Source organism: Blautia hansenii (genome assembly GCF_013304445.1).
In the GTDB taxonomy this organism is placed as follows: domain Bacteria; phylum Bacillota; class Clostridia; order Lachnospirales; family Lachnospiraceae; genus Blautia.
On the sequence record NZ_JAAITA010000019.1, the window covers coordinates 13978 to 33006 of the forward strand.

16 protein-coding genes are annotated in these 19029 nt (G+C 41.7%); 2 read left to right on the forward strand and 14 right to left on the reverse strand.

What is annotated here, in order from left to right; translation table 11 throughout:
• Window positions 1-15: 15 nt before the first annotated feature.
• The 4 genes from G5A70_RS12265 to G5A70_RS12280 are packed head-to-tail and all read right to left on the reverse strand — an operon-like array spanning window position 16 to window position 2948.
• Entirely contained in the window at window positions 16-915 is a 900-nt protein-coding gene (locus G5A70_RS12265; protein WP_173749925.1) for a DUF445 domain-containing protein, read from the reverse strand.
• A 17-nt stretch (window positions 916-932) separates the two neighbouring features.
• Window positions 933-1466 carry a hypothetical protein gene (locus G5A70_RS12270; protein WP_173749955.1) on the reverse strand — a complete coding sequence of 178 codons (534 nt, stop codon included), beginning with the start codon at window positions 1464-1466 and terminating at the stop codon, window positions 933-935.
• Window positions 1457-2101, reverse strand: a complete 645-nt coding sequence (locus G5A70_RS12275; protein WP_173749926.1) for a J domain-containing protein — start codon at window positions 2099-2101, stop codon at window positions 1457-1459. The genes G5A70_RS12270 and G5A70_RS12275 overlap by 10 nt, the downstream gene beginning before the upstream one ends.
• Window positions 2091-2948 carry a DUF5685 family protein gene (locus G5A70_RS12280; RefSeq protein ID WP_173749927.1) on the reverse strand — a complete coding sequence of 286 codons (858 nt, stop codon included), beginning with the start codon at window positions 2946-2948 and terminating at the stop codon, window positions 2091-2093. Before G5A70_RS12280 ends, G5A70_RS12275 begins: the two co-directional genes overlap by 11 nt.
• A gap of 177 nt (window positions 2949-3125) precedes the next feature.
• Between G5A70_RS12280 and G5A70_RS12285 the strand changes: the two genes are divergently transcribed.
• Window positions 3126-3827, forward strand: coding sequence for a GTP pyrophosphokinase (locus G5A70_RS12285; RefSeq protein ID WP_330489630.1), 702 nt, complete (start codon window positions 3126-3128; stop codon window positions 3825-3827).
• 7 nt (window positions 3828-3834) lie between these two features.
• On the opposite strand, the gene G5A70_RS12290 is transcribed toward G5A70_RS12285, so the two are convergent.
• From G5A70_RS12290 to G5A70_RS12330, 9 genes are all read right to left on the reverse strand, one after another.
• The gene (locus G5A70_RS12290; RefSeq protein ID WP_173749928.1) at window positions 3835-4455 is read right to left on the reverse strand and encodes a hypothetical protein; all 621 of its coding nucleotides are present in this window, start codon (window positions 4453-4455) and stop codon (window positions 3835-3837) included.
• A gap of 138 nt (window positions 4456-4593) precedes the next feature.
• On the reverse strand, window positions 4594-5928 hold the full coding sequence (locus G5A70_RS12295) for an MATE family efflux transporter (protein WP_173749929.1): 1335 nt from the start codon (window positions 5926-5928) through the stop codon (window positions 4594-4596).
• Between the two features lie 128 nt (window positions 5929-6056).
• On the reverse strand, window positions 6057-8171 hold the full coding sequence (locus G5A70_RS12300) for an alpha-galactosidase (protein ID WP_173749930.1): 2115 nt from the start codon (window positions 8169-8171) through the stop codon (window positions 6057-6059).
• A gap of 26 nt (window positions 8172-8197) precedes the next feature.
• The gene (locus tag G5A70_RS12305) at window positions 8198-9043 is read right to left on the reverse strand and encodes a carbohydrate ABC transporter permease (RefSeq protein WP_226853698.1); all 846 of its coding nucleotides are present in this window, start codon (window positions 9041-9043) and stop codon (window positions 8198-8200) included.
• Between the two features lie 12 nt (window positions 9044-9055).
• Entirely contained in the window at window positions 9056-9964 is a 909-nt protein-coding gene (locus G5A70_RS12310) for a carbohydrate ABC transporter permease (RefSeq protein ID WP_173749931.1), read from the reverse strand.
• Between the two features lie 120 nt (window positions 9965-10084).
• Window positions 10085-11377, reverse strand: coding sequence for an ABC transporter substrate-binding protein (locus G5A70_RS12315; RefSeq protein WP_173749932.1), 1293 nt, complete (start codon window positions 11375-11377; stop codon window positions 10085-10087).
• A 138-nt stretch (window positions 11378-11515) separates the two neighbouring features.
• Window positions 11516-13087, reverse strand: a complete 1572-nt coding sequence (locus G5A70_RS12320) for a response regulator transcription factor (protein ID WP_173749933.1) — start codon at window positions 13085-13087, stop codon at window positions 11516-11518.
• A complete protein-coding gene (locus G5A70_RS12325; protein WP_173749934.1) occupies window positions 13080-14912 on the reverse strand; it encodes a sensor histidine kinase in 1833 nt (610 codons plus the stop codon). The genes G5A70_RS12320 and G5A70_RS12325 overlap by 8 nt, the downstream gene beginning before the upstream one ends.
• A complete protein-coding gene (locus tag G5A70_RS12330; protein ID WP_173749935.1) occupies window positions 14909-16249 on the reverse strand; it encodes an ABC transporter substrate-binding protein in 1341 nt (446 codons plus the stop codon). Before G5A70_RS12330 ends, G5A70_RS12325 begins: the two co-directional genes overlap by 4 nt.
• Window positions 16250-16419: 170 nt before the next feature.
• Between G5A70_RS12330 and G5A70_RS12335 the strand changes: the two genes are divergently transcribed.
• Window positions 16420-17211, forward strand: a complete 792-nt coding sequence (locus G5A70_RS12335; protein WP_173749936.1) for an N-acetylmuramoyl-L-alanine amidase — start codon at window positions 16420-16422, stop codon at window positions 17209-17211.
• A gap of 142 nt (window positions 17212-17353) precedes the next feature.
• On the opposite strand, the gene G5A70_RS12340 is transcribed toward G5A70_RS12335, so the two are convergent.
• Complete coding sequence (locus tag G5A70_RS12340) at window positions 17354-18982, reverse strand: mannitol dehydrogenase family protein (RefSeq protein ID WP_173749937.1); 1629 nt, start codon at window positions 18980-18982, stop codon at window positions 17354-17356.
• Window positions 18983-19029: the final 47 nt, after the last annotated feature.

A 19029-nucleotide genomic window follows, 5' to 3' on the forward strand; every position in this document is an offset into this window, starting at 1 on the left:
CCTGAACAGATTTTCTTAAAAGAACAAGTTCAGCAGTCCCAGGATAAAGCCGATAAGAGCCCCAAGGTTTACCACTGCATGCAATTCTTTTTTCATAATTCCCAGCAGAATATGCTCTACTTCCAGTACATCCATCTCGTTGATTTTATCCTCAACCACCTGTGCAATGTGGAATTTTTCAGCCAGTTCTCCTGCCTTTTCTCCCACGAACTTCACATAAACAGCTTCTACCAGTTCCAGAACTTTCTCCTGTCCCAGCGGAATTTTTTCCATAAGCTGCTTCACCGGAAGATTCTCTGCTGCCGCAATTTCACCTACCACAAGAGGATGAATTTTTTCCCTGCCGTTTTCCCGTATATACTCTCCCACCTTATTTCCAATGGGCACGGCAATCGATTGAATCAAATCATCGTTTAAGAACATGGAAACCATGCTGCCCTGGAACTTGTTTTTCACTTCTTTGGCGCCTTCTTCTGCAATAATTGCACCCACATCCATCTGCTCCAGACCATTTGAAATCTTCTCTGTAATGAAGTTCTCCAGTTTGCCCCTCATCTGCGCATAATCTTCCTGCTCTACATAATGTCCCAGAAAGGTTTCCACCGTATCTTCATTGCTCTGTATGGTCTGAAGACCACTGCCTACAGCCTGAACCACGGTTTTTTTCACTTCATCTGACAGCAATATCTGTTCCAAATCCTGCTTCGTCAGAAGATGGTCACCCACTGCTTCTCCCATGGCCTTTGCCATTCTGGCTTTCCCCTTGGGAATGATTCCCGGTGTAAAGGGCAGCGTCCAATTCCCGATTTTCACAGGCTTCAATGGCTTAAACAACATTTTCACCGCTATATAATTGGTACAGTAACCGATAATTGCACCAATGACCGGTCCTGCCAGTATATCTATCATATTCATCCTGATTCTTCCTTATCTCATTTGAAAAGTTTCTCTCTGACCTGTCCCCACATCTGAACCAAAAAGTATTCATAGGCCTTATCGTACACAAACAATGCTGCCTGTCCGCCCAGTAAAAAGACCAGTATCAGTTTCTCTGAAAGTTCCCCTGCAAAAATCAGCTTTGGGAACAGCAGCAGTGCAGGGAGATACATCAGATTAAAAATCACGAATTTCCCTGCCGTAAAAATCATTTTCCTGTGATTCCAGGTAGGATGTTTCCCCAAATACTGCCAAAGCGCTTCCACACCCAGCACATAAATTCCCATCATGGCATAAGTAATGCAGTATAATTTCTGTGGTGCCAGAAGAAATCCCAGAATTGTACAGCCGGTGAAAAAGGCTGCGCCGTAACCAAGACCGTATTCCTTAATGATAATTCCCACAAAGAACGCTGCGGCTGCCAGAAAAAACAAGGTACTGAAATCCAGAACTCCGCTCAGCACAAGGAGCAGCACAGACAGGGCCATCAAAAGCCCCGAAACTGCCGTTTTCTTCGCATTTACATGCATGAACAAAGGTCGCCTCCCATACACTCGCAAAGACTGTCTGCGCACCAGAGGTCACAGCACATATTTCCTGTTCCGCAGGTACTTCCGCCATTTCCTGCATAGGGACTTCCTCCGCCCTGATAACGGTTGCTGTTCCACTGCAGACGATTCACCAGATTGCTGTACTCCGGATTTCCCGGATCCATACTCTGCGCCTGTCTTGCCAGATTTAAAGCATTGACATTATTTCCCATTCCCATATTGGCGCAAGCGCTTAAATAATACCAATGGGCGCTTCTGTTCTGAATTCTGGAAAGCACATTTAAAGCCTGCTGGTACTGGCGTCCATTGATATAATTCGCCGCTGCCTGCAGCTGTGCACCGTCCTGCCCGGAAGGCGCTTCCTGATAACCTCTCTGGCCGCCGTAACCGTTGAAATTTCCGTAGCCGCTCTGATAGCCGCCGTCTCTTTCCTTCATAATCTGGTCATAGGCTTCCTGAACTTCCTTAAATTTCTCCTCTGCCAGTCCCGCAAGGGGATTATCCACATAAGAATCCGGGTGATACTTTCTGCTCAAATCCCGGTATGCTTTCTTTACTTCGTCATTGGATGCGTTTGGGGAAATTCCCAACACCTCATATGGATTATTTACCATGATTCTCTCTTTTCTCCTGTCTCTCTTTTTGTATTTTGTTATATTTTGACCACACGCCCCGATAGAGAATATTTCTCAGAATCTCGGCGTCCATAAGACACGGCAGCTTCTCAAAAGCCCCGGTGGCCTCTGCCATCATCATGAGCAAAACTTCATGTACGGTCTTTTCGTAGGCTTCTCTTGTTTTACAGTTGTTCTGCAGATATTTCAGGGGATTATAAGAACCTGTCTTCCGGTCTTCCTCCAGGTCATCGTAGGCATCCAGGATATAAATAAATTTCCCCAGATAAAATCCAAACTTTCGCAGTTCTTCCTCCCACATATCCTGTCGGTAAACAAAAAGTTCTGCCATCAGATTTCCGAAAGCCCCTGCCACCAAATCCAAATTTTTCTCCTGCTTTTCTTCATAGGCAGACAGAATTTTTAAATGTTTTTGGATGGCATGCGCCTGTCTTTTGTATTCCCGGCATATGGTTTCTGCCTTTTTTCTGAAAAGCCGCATTCCTGCTGCTCCCTGCAGACTTTTATCATCCTTCCAGTCATCTTCAAACTTAAAATACGTCAGAAGAATGTTCATCTTCGCCCCATATGCTGACAGTTCATTCTGCAGCATGGGGATTTTCTTTACCGGATGAACGGGACAGTGCAGCTGCAGTTCTCTCGTATCTGCCTCGTACAATGATGTAAGAAACAAGACCAGAAACGTCATATCATAAGTCAATGTCATTCTCCCCCGGAAACCATATTCCTTTCGGAGAGCCTGGCACAGCCCGCAGTAATATCCCTTATATCGGTAAAATTCCTTCACCTTTAACTCCGGCTTATCTGTCATTATATATCCAAACATTGCTTTCTATCCCTTTCCTGTATCGTCTCATTATACTATACCTCTTTTCAGATTTCCATAGGTTCTTTCTTGTAATTTCGCCTAAATTCTTCGGATTCCTGCCTCTCTTCCATTGACGTGTCCCCGTTTTTCGTCTATACTTTCCATATACTTTTACAGCAAGAAAGAGGTGTTATTTTGAAAACAGAAGACAAAACTCTGGACAAAAAGGCCGATACTTCCGAAGCCTTCGATATTCTCTATCCGGAGCGTTTTATCAAGAATACAGATTATTACAATTCTCTCATGATGATGTACCGCTGCGCTATTCGGGAAATTCGCACCAAACTGGAGGTTCTGGACGATGAATTTTCCATTACTTATAAACGAAATCCCATTTCCTCCATCAAAAGCCGCATTAAAACGCCTTTGAGCACTTATAATAAACTCCAGAGACTGGGGTACGATTTTACAGAGCAAAATATCCGGGAACACTTAAACGATGTGGCAGGAATCCGCGTCATCTGCTCTTTTATTGACGATATCTATTCTGTTGCCAAACTCCTTTCCGAGCAGGATGACATTACCATTCTTCGGATTAAGGACTATATCCAGAATCCCAAGCCCAACGGCTACCGCAGCTATCACATGATTGTGGAGATTCCTGTCTTCTTTGCAGAAGGCAAAACTCCTATGCGGGCGGAAATCCAGATTCGCACCATCGGCATGGATTTTTGGGCCAGTCTGGAACACCAGCTTCGTTACAAAAAAGATTTAGGCAGCAATGAACAATATGAACTCATCAGCCGAAAGCTGTCCGAGTGTGCACATGCCATTACTGCCACGGATAATCAAATGCAGGATATTAAAAATTTAATCGGGGAATACAATGAGTTCTGAAAAGAACTCATTCCCCTGTAAATGCATTCATGAGTTTTTCACTTGCATCATAATACTTCTCCCAGGACTCCCTCGTCTTCTGATCCTCTATCTCACCTACGATTCGCATCGTAATGCCTGTTCCCTTTATGGATACAGGACTTCCGGCTTCCTGGTAACCTGAACAGTCCTCTGCTTTTTTATAAGTTTCCCAGTCTTCAGGAAATACACCCATATCTTTGAATTTATCATAATTTCCCTGACTTACAAAGTAAATCATGCTTGTGCCTTCCTGCATATCCACGGTCAGCTTCGTCTGACTGGCCATAACCATCTGGGGGTCAACGGTTTCGCTGTCATCAGATGGCATACTGTAATCTGCAATCTGCACGTGCACTTCTCCGTCCCCGTTTAAATCCTCGGCATGCTCTTCAAACCATTTCTGCAGCTTTGTGCTGTCCTCCTGGGCAATTCCGTATTCGCCCAGAAAGGCCACCGTATAGTCATAAGACACTTTGCCTCTCATGTCCTTCACGAAAATAATAATACAAAACAGAATAAAAGCACCTGCCAGCACATGATACTTGTAATAGTACCAGAAATTATCCCATTTCTTCTTTTTTTCCGCGTCAATCTGTGGTTTTTTCATGTTTCCTTCCGTCCTTTTCTTTTGGTATACACTGGTTTGAATTTTATCACTTTTCCCCTGGCAAAGAAAGGCGAAATGCAAAATTTAATTAAAATTTTATGGGTGAGTGTTCTATTTTGGTAGAATATGCCTCCAATGTCACAGATTCCCAAGTGAAGAGTTATTCAGTACCTTCCTCAGTTTTATAACCAACGGAATAATCATGAGAAACCAGATAATCGGTTCCGCCACAATAATGCCCATGTATTCTAAAACCGGTGTCAGCAAAAGGGCAATCGCCACCTTTCCCGCCAGTTCGATAAAACTGGATACCACCGGTGTAATATGGTCTCCCATGGCCTGCAACGTGTTTCTGAAAATGTTGATTCCCGCTGCAATAAAGTAAAAAGGAGCATTGATTTTCAGATACAGTACTGCCGTATCCACCACAGAAGTCTTTGTTGTTCCTGTTACCAGATGAATGAGAAACGGGCCGATGGTATAACTCATAAGAATTACCAGAAACGCCCATCCCCAGGTAATCATCAAAGCATTTTTTACTCCCAGACGCACTCTTTTGTACTCTCCTGCGCCGAAATTCTGGCCGCAGAAAGTTGCCATAGTCACTCCCATAACGGAGATGGGAAGGAAATAAAATTCCGATATTTTTCTGGCGGCTGTGTGGGCCACAATGGTATCATTGCCAAAAGTATTAATGGCACACTGCAGCGCCAACGTTCCGAAAAAGACCAACGACATCATCATCCCCATGGACAGGCCGGAACTGTACATCTGCTTTATCATTGCTTTTCCAATTCTGAAATCTTTTCTTTTCAAGTGAAATACCGGATACTTTTTCCACATATACCCTATACTTAAAACCACGGACACCAACTGCGCCAGCACAGTTCCCAAGGCTGCTCCCTGTACGCCTAACGGCACTACAGCCATAAATAAAATATCCAGTCCCACGTTCAGCAAAGCCGCACACATGAGAAATAAAAGCGGCGCCACCGTATCGCCTACGGCCCGCAGAATACCTGCACATGCATTGTAAAGCATGGTTACCATCATACCTGCAAGTACAATCTGAATATAGCCTTTTGCTTCCGCATACAGAGTTTCCGGTACATTCAAGATTTTCAGGAATCCCTCTAGCCCCGCTAATGCAAGAACGGTAATAGCCAGCGTGGTCAGCGTCCCCAAAAGCAAGGTCCCCGCCGCCGCTTTTCTAAGTCGTTCTGTCTTTCCAGAGCCGAAACTCTGAGCCGCTACAATGGCAAATCCATTGGTCAGTCCCTGTAAAAAGCCGATAAGCAATGTGCTGACAGCCGTAGTGGCGCCTACAGCAGCCAGCGAAGTTTCTCCCAGAACACTGCCTACAATTCTGGTATCTGCCAGACTGTAAAACAACTGGAAAATGTTTCCCAGACACACCGGAAGAGCAAATTCCAGCATAAGTTTTACAGGATTTCCTTTTGTTAAGTTTTTCATCTTTTCTATGCTTCTCCTGTTTTTTATAAGTCTTTTTTAATATAGCATAAATAAAATGAGACAACAACAAATGCTGCCACACGAATTGCTTTTGAATCACATCCATGTGGCAACATTTGCTGTCTTTCCTACCTATTTTCCCGAATTTCAAAGATTCTTGCACTAATTCTCTCAGGCAACTTTACAGTCAATACGCCTGCCTCTTTATGCCATTCATATGCGCATTTTCCCTCTCTGGGATATGCACAGCTTACTGTAATCTCTTTTCCTTTCAAATGTTTTAATGGCAAATCTTTTATCTGACTTTGACTTTCTCTTCTCCACACAGCCAGATACTCTCCTCTCTGAGCTTTTAATCCCAGACTCACCCATGGGTCTTCGTAATCCGAAATTCCCAGTGGCCAATACGGAAGTGCTGTCTTTAAATTGCCCCGAATACGCTTATAGTACTCCAAAGCTTCTTTCACATACTGAAATCGCTCTGTACTAAGTTCTGCCAAATGTCCACTCTGATGAATCCGAAGCATCATGGCATTCACCATATTGTAAATTACCTCTTCACAGTCCCCTTCTGTCAGAGGATAAGACCAAACAGCCGCCTGTTCCGGCGTCACAGCCGACGGTGCATTTGCTGCAATTGTAGCATATCTTACATAGTCTTCCTGGTCACTGGTAGATTGAATGCTGTATCTTGACAGCATAGCATAATCCATACGTAATCCACCAGAAGAACAGTTTTCTATTACAAGCCCTGGATACTTTTGAAAGATTCCATCAAGCCAGGCTAAATATGCCCTGTTATGTTCCAAAAGACCGTCCCCCGCACTATCTGCATTAGTTTCTGTTCCAATACCCGGCTCTATATTGTAGTCCATTTTAATATATCCTACTCCATATTCCGTAACCAGCCTATCAATAACGGAAGACGCATGCGCACGAACTTCTGAATTTCGGAAATCCAACTGATATCTGCTTCTGTCAAACACCCGTTTTCCGTGGCGCATAAAATACCAGTCCTCCGAAACCTTATTTGCCTTCGGACATTTAATTCCCATAACTTCCAATTCCAGCCAAACACCAGGAATCATACCTTTGCTGCGGATATAGTCCATAACTTCCTTTAAACCGCCGGGAAAACGTTCTTTTGACGGAATCCACTCTCCTACTCCATCCCACCAAAAGCCTTTAGAATACCAGCCACAGTCAATACAATAATATTCACATCCAGCTTCCGCAGCCTTATCAATCAGCGGTAGTTCTTTCGCTGTAGTAGGGTCACCGAACAGACAATTCATATAATCATTAAAAATTACGCCGAGATGCTCATTATCTCCATTTTTTCTCCGAATCTGCCTTCTGTATTTTGTGAGTTCTCCCATAGCTTCATCAAATCCACCCACACAACTTCCCACACTTACAGGCACCGTTACAAATGTTTCTCCCGACTGCAGGTTTTTCCACCAGTGGTTGTGATGTTCATTTGGCCCGCTCAATTTCAGATAGACATGACCGTCCTGGTCACTGATTTCCCAATACCAGGATCCATTATGCTCTATCTGCCAAAACAAGGAACTGTTCGTCTCCCTATTATGTAAATACCCCATAGGAAGATATTCTTTAGTCGACCAGTTTCCTGTATTGCTGATTCCAATGGTTTTTGATGAACGATGCATAATACCTGGCTGAGAAACAGATAAGCCCAGTTCCTTTAAAGTATAGGTCTGCCAGCATAGTTCTTTCTGCCATGCATTGTGCGGAATAGCGATTTCTATTTTTTCATCAAAAGCCTCTATACCCTCTTTATCAATTCCGTTTAGAGAAAAAGAAGATACATATTCCAACCCCTGTGCTTCCTCTCCTTTGTTAATAATTTTTGTCCAGGAACGAACCACAGAAATACCATCATAAAACTGCATATGGCTTATTGCTTCTAATCCCGTGATTGTATCTTCTGTAGTAATTTCCAGCTTCCTTCCTTTTTCGTTTCTGTAATCTTCGAAATTTTTATATTTCATTCGATATCCTGGAGAAGTCTGGGTATATTTATGCCCATGCCGTTCCCCTACTCTGTCCTGCCCGGATACCAAAATTTCCACTGGATAAAAGGACTGTGTTCCCGTATCTGATACCATGTACTTTTCCTCAAAATCCAAAGTCGAAAAATGCAGCAGCTTGATTTCATTTGCATCTGTAATTTCCCAAACTAATCTTATCCCATTCTCTTCTATTTTTATACGTTTCATTTGCAATTTCCTCCATTATATATACATTAACCTTTTACAGAACCACTCATAAGTCCTGCAAGGAAGTATCTCTGCAAAAATAAGAAAATCAAAGTCACCGGTATCACTGCTACAACAGAACCGGCCATCAAACCGCCCCAATCTACTGTATTTACCCCTTTAAAAAGCATGATTGCAGGAGTAAGTGTTCGATATTCGTCGGTAGAAATAAAAATATATCCAAACATAAATTCATTCCATGCATTAATAAAGGCATATAATCCTGTAGACACCAAGCTTGGCAAAGATAGCGGCAAAATCACCTTAAAAATAGTCTGCGCTTTATTGCATCCATCAATTTCCGCTGCTTCCTCAAGAGCCAAAGGTACAGTATCAAAAAAACTGCTCATCATAAAGGTACAAAGCGGAATGACAAAGGTTGTATAAGCTAGTATCAACGATTTGTAAGATTCCAGAATGTTCAATTTCTGCATAATCAAATACAGCGGCACCAGAAGCAATACCCCTGGTATCATCTGAGAAAGCATCATAGCTAAATTGGACAATTTGACTGCCTTTAATTTATAATAGCGACTCAATGCGTATCCAGCCATAACTGCAATGACCATAGACAAAAGGCAGGCTGCAATGGATACAAATAAACTATTTTTAATGTATCGTAGAAATCCGGCATCCACCAGTACCCTGTGAAAATTTTCCAGTGTAGGTTCCTGAATCAGAAAAGTCGGGGTAGCTGTACGAATTTCTGTCTTTGGCTTTAATGCAGAAATCAGCATCCAGATAAATGGGAAAATACAGTACAATGAAAAAATCACCAGCAACGCATATGTGACTATTTTACTAATTCGTCGATTTCTTTTATTTAACATCATTTTCCCTCCTCCTTACGCCATCTCATCGCTGAGTTTGCTTCTTTTATGATAATAAACTGTAAACAAAATCACCATGATAGTAAACATCATTGTAGACAGCGCTGAGGCTGCACCTACGTCAAACTTCTTCATAGAATAACGATAAATCATAATCGGCAGAGTTTCCGTTGCATAATTGGGACCACCTTCCGTCATTACCCAAATAAAATCAAAATTCACCGCCGTCCAAATGATATGAATAAACACAATAACCAGTGATACAGAACGCAGCTGGGGCAATGTCACACAAAAAAACCGCTTAAATATGCCTGCACCGTCAATGGCGGCTGCTTCAGAAAGTTCTCCTGGCACAGACTGTAAAGCTGACAGGAAAGAAATCGTATAATATGGAAAACTTCTCCATATGTTTACAAAAATAACCGTTGCCATAGCATATCGGCTATCCCCCAGAAAATTAATAGGAGCATCTATAATGTTGAGACTGGTTAATGCATAATTAATAATTCCAAATTCAGGATTCAATATCCAGTCCCATGTCATTCCTGCCACAATAATCGGTACAAGCCATGGAATAAAGATACAGGTCCTGAAAATGGCTCTTCCTTTAAATTTCTGATTTAATAAAACTGCTGTTATCATACCAAGTACATATTCTCCCAGTACGGAGAACACGGTCCAACTAATGGTGTTTTTTACGGCCTGTCCAAAATGTTCATCTGAAACAATGGTTTTAAAATTTTCCACCCCTGCAAATCCACTCATAGATTTATTAATTAAATGGACATGCGAAAATGCATCATGTACTACTTTTCCCAGCGGAAAAGCAATCAGCAAAGCAAGAAACACAATAGCCGGTGCCAGCATAAACAGCGCAGTTCTTTTCATTCTCTGTTCTCTCGTGAGTTTTTTTATTGTCTTCATACGCTTCTCCTCTTTTCTTTCACTGCTTTTTCTAATTTCAGGAAAAAAGAGGCTGTCCGCATAAAACATCCTTAAAATTTCTCTGTTTTCTGCGGCAGCCTCAAATTCGTATTCCTGATTTTATTCACTCAATTCGCCCGAATCGGATAAAGAAGCATTTACTGCATCACTGAGCCACTCTGCTGCTGCCTCCGGCGTTTCTCCCTCTTGAAGGACCTTTGCTATGGCATCCTGCATAGCCTGAGTAATTCCGCCTAAAGTAACTGGAGGAAACGTAACTCCTGTATCTGCCAGAGCCTGGAAATCTTTGCTCCACTTACTGTCCGTAGAAACATCAGAACGTGGAGAGCGATCCGGGAAGCCGGCTTCCTGCCATTCCTTACTGCACATATCTGTTGCCAGTTCAAATGCAGCGTCTTTATTTTTGCTGTCTGCCAGAATAAATAATGGTTTACATTCCATATAAGTAGCCTGATGCCCGTCTGACGGATATGGGATAGCAGAAACTGCAACATCTTCCATTGTATCCGGATTGGAAGTTTCTCTTTCTGCCAACCAGTTCCCAGTCACATATGTAGATGTAATACCTGTAGCAAAGTTTTCATCGGTTTCTTCCCACCCCCAGTTTTTACAATTCTCATCAATAATTTTTTTATCGACCAAATCTTGATACATCTGGAAAACTTTAGTTGCCTTTTCCATTTCCTCGTCATTATCTTTCCATGTGTTTTTATATTTTCCGTCATCCTGCGCAGAGGCAATTTCCAAGTCATACTGTGCCAGATATACCAATAATTCCTGTGCAGAACGAACTCCTGTGCAAGCCAGTTCTGTCAGATATTTTCCATTCTTTTCGTAATATCCTCCATTTGACAGCAAATCTTCCCATGTCTTGGGAACTTCAATTCCTGCTGCTTTTAAATCTTCTGTATGTGTAAGATATGCTCTTACTGTCATTTCATATGGAATGCCTACAATCTTATCATCAATGGTCATAGCTTTGACAACAGCTTCTGAAAGAGCATCTTTATCTTCCCAGTCATTAAACCGTTCCGTTAAATCTTCCAATATTCCCATATTGTAAAATTCACCGATATACTCTGGCAGCCCCCAGATAAGGTCCGGCACATTTCCGCCTGCTGCTGCAGTCAGAATTTTTTCATGAAGCATATCATAAGTAAAATTTGTTTGATTCACTTTAATTCCGGTTTGCTCCTCAAATTTTTTAATTTGCTCTTCTCCTGCTTTGGCTGTATCTGCCCCATCTGTCCAACAGGTCCACAATTCCACTGTCTGTTCTTTTGCCTCATCCTTGTCCCCGGAACCGCTCTTAGCTCCACTGCCAGAACCACAAGCTGCCATAGAACCTGTCATAGCCAATGTCAGTAATACTGCTATCCATTTTTTCTTCATTTAAATTCCCTCTTTCCCTTTAAATATTTTCCGTACCTTTGTACTGAGGCAAGAATAGCATATCCTTTGTGCAGTTACAACAAATCTATAGCTCATACTTAAAAACACCACAACACTTTATATAAAAAACCACATATTTTAACACCGCCGGGCTTTTTTATACCCCGATGGACTTTCACCAAAATACTCCTTAAACTTTTCTGTAAAACTCCTTACATCACGATATCCCACCGCTTCGGCTAATTCATAAGTCTTCATATCAGATTCCATCAAAAGTCGGACAGCGGCTTTCATTCGTACTTCTGCCAGATAATTTTTAAAATTTTGTCCTGTTTCTTTTTTGAAAAAAGCACTGAAGTAATAGGGATTCATATATACAATTTCGGCTAATGTTCCAAGACTTAACTCCTCCGCGTAATGTTCCTGTATATAGTTTTTTACCACTCGAATCGTATTATTTTCTATTGTCTTTTCTCCATTCCCACACTTGTCCAAAAACTCTCCCAACTGTTTTCTCACAAATTTTTTCAGTTCTTCATAACTGGACTGATTTCGGATTCTGGCTACCATAGCATCGTATTCTTTCCTGTCTTCTTCTGATACAACCCTGCATTCTTCCAATTCCGAATATAAATCCATAGCCATAGCAATACATCTGTTTTCTGCCGCATATCGATTTCCATAATGCAAATTTTCGATAATCTCTAACACCTCATCCAACTTCTGCGCCCAGTTTTCCTCACAAATTAAAATACTGTTTATCAATTCTTTATATTTATAATTGTAATCCTCAAAAGAATTGTTAAAGTTTCTGTCTATTTCTCCATATCGTATAATTTCTTCTTGATTAAAATAGTGCAGTTCCGAACAGAATTTTGCCGTTTTATACGCAAACTTCAAATCCGTTATATGCTCTACTGTATTCCCAATTCCCGTAATCAGCCGCACCTTATATTCCCGATAAATTTTTTCTCTGATTTCCAAAACCTGCTGTTCCAGCGAATGGCCTCCAAATCTTTCCCTATTCAACAAAATCATATTGCTGCTGTTTGGTTCTCTTTTAATCGCAAATCCATTTTTGTGTGTTCTTAACATTTCTTCTATTTTTTTGAAAATAGAAAAGCGGATTAATTCTGCCATATTCTGGTTTCCCAACTTCTTGTAAAATATAAAAGGTATAGAAAAACAGACACCTGTAAAATCAGTATCTTCCGTGTCAAGCCCCATAGCTTCAAAATGTTCAAACAACTCCTTACATTCCGATTCCGAATTCATCTTCCGAAAAACAGTCTGCATATCGTCCTTCTCTTTCTCCCAGTATTCCATAGGATAATCTGTTTTCAGTGTTTTCTCTGCTTTTAAAACAGCCTGCTCTAATTCCTCTTTTCCTACTGGCTTCAGTAAATATTCTATGGCTTCGTAGCGAATAGCTTTCTGTACATACTCAAATTCCTGATAACCGCTTAAAAATATTACCTTGGTACTCCAATGATTATCCTGAATCTCCTTGATAACATCCAGTCCTGTCATCTTAGGCATGGCTACATCCGAAATTACAATATCCGGTTCAAACTCCCTGATTTTTTCAAGCAACTCTGCACCATTTCCTGCTTCTGCTACAATCTCAGCATTTAATTTTTCCCATTCTATCATTTTCTGCATTCCCTTAATAATAATGGGTTCATCATCTGCCAATATGATTTTAAACATACTCTTTTTCCCTCTCCTGTTCCCCTGCTCTTGTCACAGGCAGTCTGTATTTTACTATGGTTCCTATATTTTCAAAACTGCTGATTTCAATACGATATTCTTCTCCAAATATCAGTTTAATACGCTCATATACATTTTTAATACCAATGCCCGAACTTTCTTCCTCCTGACACTTTTCCGTTTCATCTTCTAAAAGTTTTTGAATATACCTCAATCTCTCTTCTGACATCCCCACACCATTGTCCATAATCGTAAGTTCCAGAAATGCTTCCTGTATTTCTCCCCGTATAGCTACAACTCCATTGCCACCTTCTTTTGGACGAAGACCATATTTTACAGAATTTTCCACAATGGGCTGAAGAACCAGCTGCGGTACTTCTAAATCCAGCAGATTTTCCGGTACATCAATTTCCAAAGTCATCTTGTTTTCATAACGCACCCGAATAATCTTAAAATAATTTCGCACACTATCCAACTCCGCCTGCAAGGTTACTCTGTCTCTGGCATTTCCAATCAGATATTTCAACTGTCCGGACAATCCATCCAACATTTCTGCAGTTTGATCATCATCATTCGTAATCGCTGTCATACGAATAACATCTAATGTATTATACAGATAGTGCGGCCGAATCTGGGTTTTCAACGCTTCTATTTCTGCTTCTCTTTGTTTGATTTCTGCCACATATACTTTGCGAATATGCATCTGAAGTTTTTCTGTCATGCTGTTCAATCCTCTGGACAGAAATCCAATTTCATCATTAGAATTTATCTGCACACGAGTATCCAACTTCCCTTTCTGAATCTGCTCCATTGCTTCTTTCAATGTCCGTATGGGACGATTCATTTTTTTAGAATACAGGTAATATAAAATTCCAAGGAGGACGATTCCAACACCGATAACAGCCAGTGTAATATTCCGAATGCTTCGGTAACTGTTTTCCAAATAAAAAGAGGGAATTTTCTCCAGCACCATCCAACTGCTGCCTGGTATCTGACTATAAATGTAATAGTCTCCTTCTGTTCTTATGTACTGATATTCTTCCGTCATAAGTTCAAGATACTCTCCCAGCTTATCTGTAAATATTTCCTCTTCATAAGGATTATAAGCAAAATTTTTCTGTTCTTTGTCCACCAGATAAATTCTGCTTCCCTCCTCCAGCTTCGTTTCGTGTATCACTCCGTCCAGATAAGAACTGTTAATATTTATATACAAAGTTCCGAGAATCTCTGTATCTGCCGTCTGTACTGTCCTGATATTCATAATATTTCTTGCAACCGAAAAAGTCTGTTTCTTACTTCCTGCATAATAATCCGGCATATGTGATGGCAGTATCTGCATATTTTTAGAATCCGACTGAAAGTTTTCTCTATGCCAAGCCAAAATTTTGTCTGTATCTGCCACCGCTTCCGGGGGGCGCATAACTGTATAAATCCTTCCGTCCGGAAGAATAAAAATAACATCTTCAATGTGCTGATTCATATATAAAATATCCCTCAGCATATCTGTAATCGCCGCTTTTTTCTTGTTTTCGGATAACTCTTCATTCTCTAAAATTTCATACAAATACCCGTAATCTTCTACCTGGTGTGTATACAAATATTTTGTGTTTTCGCTCATTTCACTAAATAAATCTTCCACATTCCGCCCTATAGAACGAGTAGTCCGATACATGTTAGATAGCAAAGTTTCTTTCAATGAATTCAAATACACATTGTAAATAGAAATCCCCATAACAACTAAAGGTACAATCCCTATCAACACCAGTGTCCCAAAAAGTTTTGTGAACAAACTGACATATCTGTCCTGCTTCTTAAATTCTTTCATGGCACTTGTCCCTCTATTTCTTTTTGCCAGCTTTCATCTAAAAGTTTCACTGCGGTCTTTACACTCATAGTATTCGCTGATACCGAATTCAGCACCGTTTCCATATCCGTTCGAAAATTCTCCGGTGTATCTGTATTTCCCAGAAACTCAGTACTTCTTTCGGCATAGCGATAGTCCGTTAAAACGCCCTGCTGTACCATAGGAGCAGCGTAGAGCACAGCATCCTTTGTCACGGGTATGGCATACATGGTCTGCAAAATTTCCCGGTAATGCTCTCTGTCATAGCAAAACCTCAAAAATGTTTCTGCAGCCCCTTTCTTTTTCTTATCCTTCATGCATTCTGCAGACACAGCCCATTTCGCCCCTGTTTTCTCGATAACCACACTTTTCCCTTCGTTATCCGGCATATAAAACCAGCCTAATCTTATCTGCACGGTATCGTTTTTTATTTCTTTTCCCATAGACGTCTTATCCGAATCCACAGCTCTTGGGTATGCTTCCCATATTTTCGCAAGCATAGAAGGATTGCCGTAATACATAGCAACTTCTTGATTTATCATACGACTGATAATTTCATTGTCCCCCATATGAATCGAATCCTCTAGCACATACTCCCCAGTCATCAGATTTTGAAATTCTTCCAGAGCATGCTCCATGTCAGGGTCTGCAAAAGATACTTCTTCCTTCTGCTTTTTCTCCTGCCAACCGGGAGTCCGACTTTCCACCTGAGTCAAGAAAAAGTAATTTATCCATCCGCTCTCCACCGAATTTTCATTTCCTCCTATGGCTAGTGGAGCAACCTGATTTTGTTTCAGAACTTTACACACTTCCAGAAATTCTTTATATGTGTTCGGTACCGAAAGGCCATATTTCTTGAACAGCACTTGATTATACACAATCCCATAAGAGGTACTGTAGAAGGGCAACGCGTAGATTTCTCCCTCTATTCGTACCGGATTTTCTACTAACTTTCCAATACTTTCATCAATCACCCCCAATTTTCCCGCACTTTCAAACATATAAGGATTATCTATTTCAAAAATATCTGGAAATTCCTCTACCGCTTCCTTTGTTTTGAGTTCCTCTGTATAACTTTCCGTAGAAGAATATTCCATCTGCAATGTAATGTCCGGATATGCATTCATAAATTCTTCGCACAATTCCTGGATTGCAGCAATCCAATTCGTGTTTTCTCCTGAATAAAAGAGTGTTAATTCTACATTTTTTTCTTGTTCCTGATCTTCTTTTACCAATTTTCCCCGCTCTGCTTCATTTAAGGAGCAGGATGTAAGCAGCAAAATACTGCTCAACAAAACAGCAGTTATCCTTCTCTTCATATTCTTCTCCCTTTTCTTTTGCACAAAATTCCTGCACCGCTTCGTTTTCATTCAGTATAGCGAATTTCATACTTGTTTTCAAGAAATCTCACTTGTCTGTGACTTTTCCCCTCCCCTCTGCATATGCTGAATAGAGAGTGTTTTAAGTTCTGCATTTCATGAGGTGAATTATGGCTCATAAGGTAATGATTGATGCCGGTCACGGGGGTGCCGATTTTGGCGCCACCTACAACGGCAGACAGGAAAAAGACGATAATCTCCGCCTGGCTCTTGCAGTAGGCGAGATTCTTTCAGAAAATGGAATTGACGTAGAGTACACCCGAACCACGGATGTCTACCAGACCCCCTTTGAAAAAGCTACGCTTGGAAATCAATCAGGGGCTGATTTTTTCATTTCTTTTCACAGGAATTCCAGTCCGGAACCGAATCAATACAGCGGTGTGGAAACCCTTGTTTATGACAAATCCGGTGAAAAACTGGATATGGCAGAAAATATTAACGGAGCCCTGGGAGAATTGGGCTTTCGGGAAATCGGCGTAACAGCCCGCCCCGGCCTGGTGGTACTTCGCCGCACCAAAATGCCTGCTGTGCTCATTGAAACAGGCTTCATCAACACAGACCAGGACAATGCCCTCTTTGACAATCAGTTTGATGAAATTGCCCAGTCCATTGCCTCTGCCATTCTGGGGACTTTAGACGAAGAAACCGTAGAGAACCCTTCCGCCCCGGATTCCATATACTACCGGGTGCAGACCGGAGAATTCAGAAACCGCGCCAATGCTGAAAATATGCTGTATGAGCTTCAGGATAAAGGCTTCCCCGCCTTTCTTCTTTATCAGGACGGCGTCTATAAAGTACAGGTAGGCGCCTTTCGGAATCTTGCCAATGCGGTGAAAATGGAAAACACCCTTCGCCGTGCCGGATACAGCACATGGATTGACGCTTCTCCGGCTTCTTACTGAGCCGGAAAAGCAAAATTGCTGCGCAAATATCCATTGCGGACTTTTGCCCATTCGGATAATGATATAGAATTCTTTTGCATCAACAGGCTATTGATTTTGAAAATCTATCAAAATCAATAGCCTACTGAGGTTTTCTGCCCAGTCAATCCTGCATTGCCCCCATATATTTATGCACAGTTTTCTTCACAGCGCCTGGTCCGGCAAGCATTTCACGGAACATGTTTTCAATCTTTTCTCCCACTCCTGCCTGATAAAGGTTTATAAAAAACATGCGCTCATTGGAGAGAATAGGCTTAAGCTGGTTTGTAAAAGTTTCCGGCCGCCCCACTACGATATCCTTGAACTTTTCCTGAATTTCCTCCCTCATAGGGTCAGGAGCCAGTTCATATTTTTCCCCTTCATCATCTACAGCCAGCATATACCGAAGCCATCCGGCAATTCCCAGAGGAATCGCAGTAAGCCGTGAAGCATTTCCATACTTCTCCACATACGCTTTTATGGTTTCTCCAAAGCGAATCCCCACCATCTGGGATACATCTACAGCCAACCGAAGATTTGTATCGCCCAAGTATTCATTGGGGAACCGTTCCTGAAAAAGTTCATCTGCAAATTCCTTTGGAGAAAGGATTCCAGGATTTGGCACTACAGGAAGTCCTTCATCATAAACTACCATGCGAGCCATTTTCATCATATCCGGGTTCGTATTCAGCATATGAGCAAACAAATCATACCCCTGAACCACACCAAGAGGCCCTGTGGCAGAATGTACCGGATTCAGACATACTGTTACCTTCATACGTTCCGACAGATTTACGGTTTCCCTGTCAGCCATATACACCCCAACCCCCTTTTCCAATGCCGGACGACCATTGGGGAAACTGTCTTCTATCACAAGATACTGGGGTTTTTCAGCATTGACGAAAGGGGCAATATAGGTCTTCTTTCCTGTAATCACCGGCTTCATGTCTTCCACACCCAGCTTTTCCAGATCTTCGGCAATCTGTTCACTGGGCCGCGGTGTGATTTTATCAATCATCGTCCATGGAAAAGCAACCGTTTTTTCATCGCTTACATAAGCAGCAAACCCTTCCTCTACAAATCCAGCTTTCCGCCACGCTTCTGTCATAGTCAACACAGCTTCCCGTAGCTTCTCACCGTTTTTAGAGCAGTTATCCATGGATACCAGCGCCAGAGGATATTTTCCGGCTTTATACCGTTCATAGAGCATAGCTGTTACCACCGCCATGGCACCAACCGCTTTGTCCGGTTTGTTCTGAATGTCCGCTTCTACAAACGGAAACCAGGTTCCATCCGTTTTCTGCAAAGCATATCCTTTTTCCGTAATTGTAAAAGAAACCAACTGCAAAGACTTACTGGTAAAAATCTCCTTCAATCGGTTCCACTGTGCCGGATTCGAGGACTGGGCTTTTACTGCTTCTGCCATTGACCCCAATACCTTATATTCTCTGGTTCCATCCCCATGCAGAATCACACACAACCCCAAATTGTCATATGGTTCGTAAATTTTATCTGCCACATCATAATCAAACATCTCCACACAGGTAATGCCCCGGTCCAGTGCCCCTTCTTCCAGCAAACGGTCTGCAATGCCGCCGATAAATACCCGAAAAATGTTGCCGATTCCAAAATGTACCCATTTCGGTTCCTTTCTTGCCTTTTCCGAAGCCTTTTCCACATCATATCCTGGAAGTAGAATTCCTGCCTGTTCCCATGACTCACGGTTTTTTATTCCATTGATGGTCAATTTCATGTTTGAACCTCCCCAATATCTCTTTATGTGTAACAGAAGAAATCCCT

Excerpts from the sequence above, each read along its gene's own strand:
- G5A70_RS12265 (WP_173749925.1), bottom strand. The coding sequence starts at position 915 with ATGAATATGATAGATATACTGGCAGGACCGGTCATTGGTGCAATTATC.
- G5A70_RS12270 (WP_173749955.1), bottom strand. The coding sequence starts at position 1,466 with ATGCATGTAAATGCGAAGAAAACGGCAGTTTCGGGGCTTTTGATGGCC.
- G5A70_RS12275 (WP_173749926.1), bottom strand. The coding sequence starts at position 2,101 with ATGGTAAATAATCCATATGAGGTGTTGGGAATTTCCCCAAACGCATCC.
- G5A70_RS12280 (WP_173749927.1), bottom strand. The coding sequence starts at position 2,948 with ATGTTTGGATATATAATGACAGATAAGCCGGAGTTAAAGGTGAAGGAA.
- G5A70_RS12290 (WP_173749928.1), bottom strand. The coding sequence starts at position 4,455 with ATGAAAAAACCACAGATTGACGCGGAAAAAAAGAAGAAATGGGATAAT.
- G5A70_RS12295 (WP_173749929.1), bottom strand. The coding sequence starts at position 5,928 with ATGAAAAACTTAACAAAAGGAAATCCTGTAAAACTTATGCTGGAATTT.
- G5A70_RS12300 (WP_173749930.1), bottom strand. The coding sequence starts at position 8,171 with ATGAAACGTATAAAAATAGAAGAGAATGGGATAAGATTAGTTTGGGAA.
- G5A70_RS12305 (WP_226853698.1), bottom strand. The coding sequence starts at position 9,043 with ATGATGTTAAATAAAAGAAATCGACGAATTAGTAAAATAGTCACATAT.
- G5A70_RS12310 (WP_173749931.1), bottom strand. The coding sequence starts at position 9,964 with ATGAAGACAATAAAAAAACTCACGAGAGAACAGAGAATGAAAAGAACT.
- G5A70_RS12315 (WP_173749932.1), bottom strand. The coding sequence starts at position 11,377 with ATGAAGAAAAAATGGATAGCAGTATTACTGACATTGGCTATGACAGGT.
- G5A70_RS12320 (WP_173749933.1), bottom strand. The coding sequence starts at position 13,087 with ATGTTTAAAATCATATTGGCAGATGATGAACCCATTATTATTAAGGGA.
- G5A70_RS12325 (WP_173749934.1), bottom strand. The coding sequence starts at position 14,912 with ATGAAAGAATTTAAGAAGCAGGACAGATATGTCAGTTTGTTCACAAAA.
- G5A70_RS12330 (WP_173749935.1), bottom strand. The coding sequence starts at position 16,249 with ATGAAGAGAAGGATAACTGCTGTTTTGTTGAGCAGTATTTTGCTGCTT.
- G5A70_RS12335 (WP_173749936.1), top strand. The coding sequence starts at position 16,420 with ATGGCTCATAAGGTAATGATTGATGCCGGTCACGGGGGTGCCGATTTT.
- G5A70_RS12340 (WP_173749937.1), bottom strand. The coding sequence starts at position 18,982 with ATGAAATTGACCATCAATGGAATAAAAAACCGTGAGTCATGGGAACAG.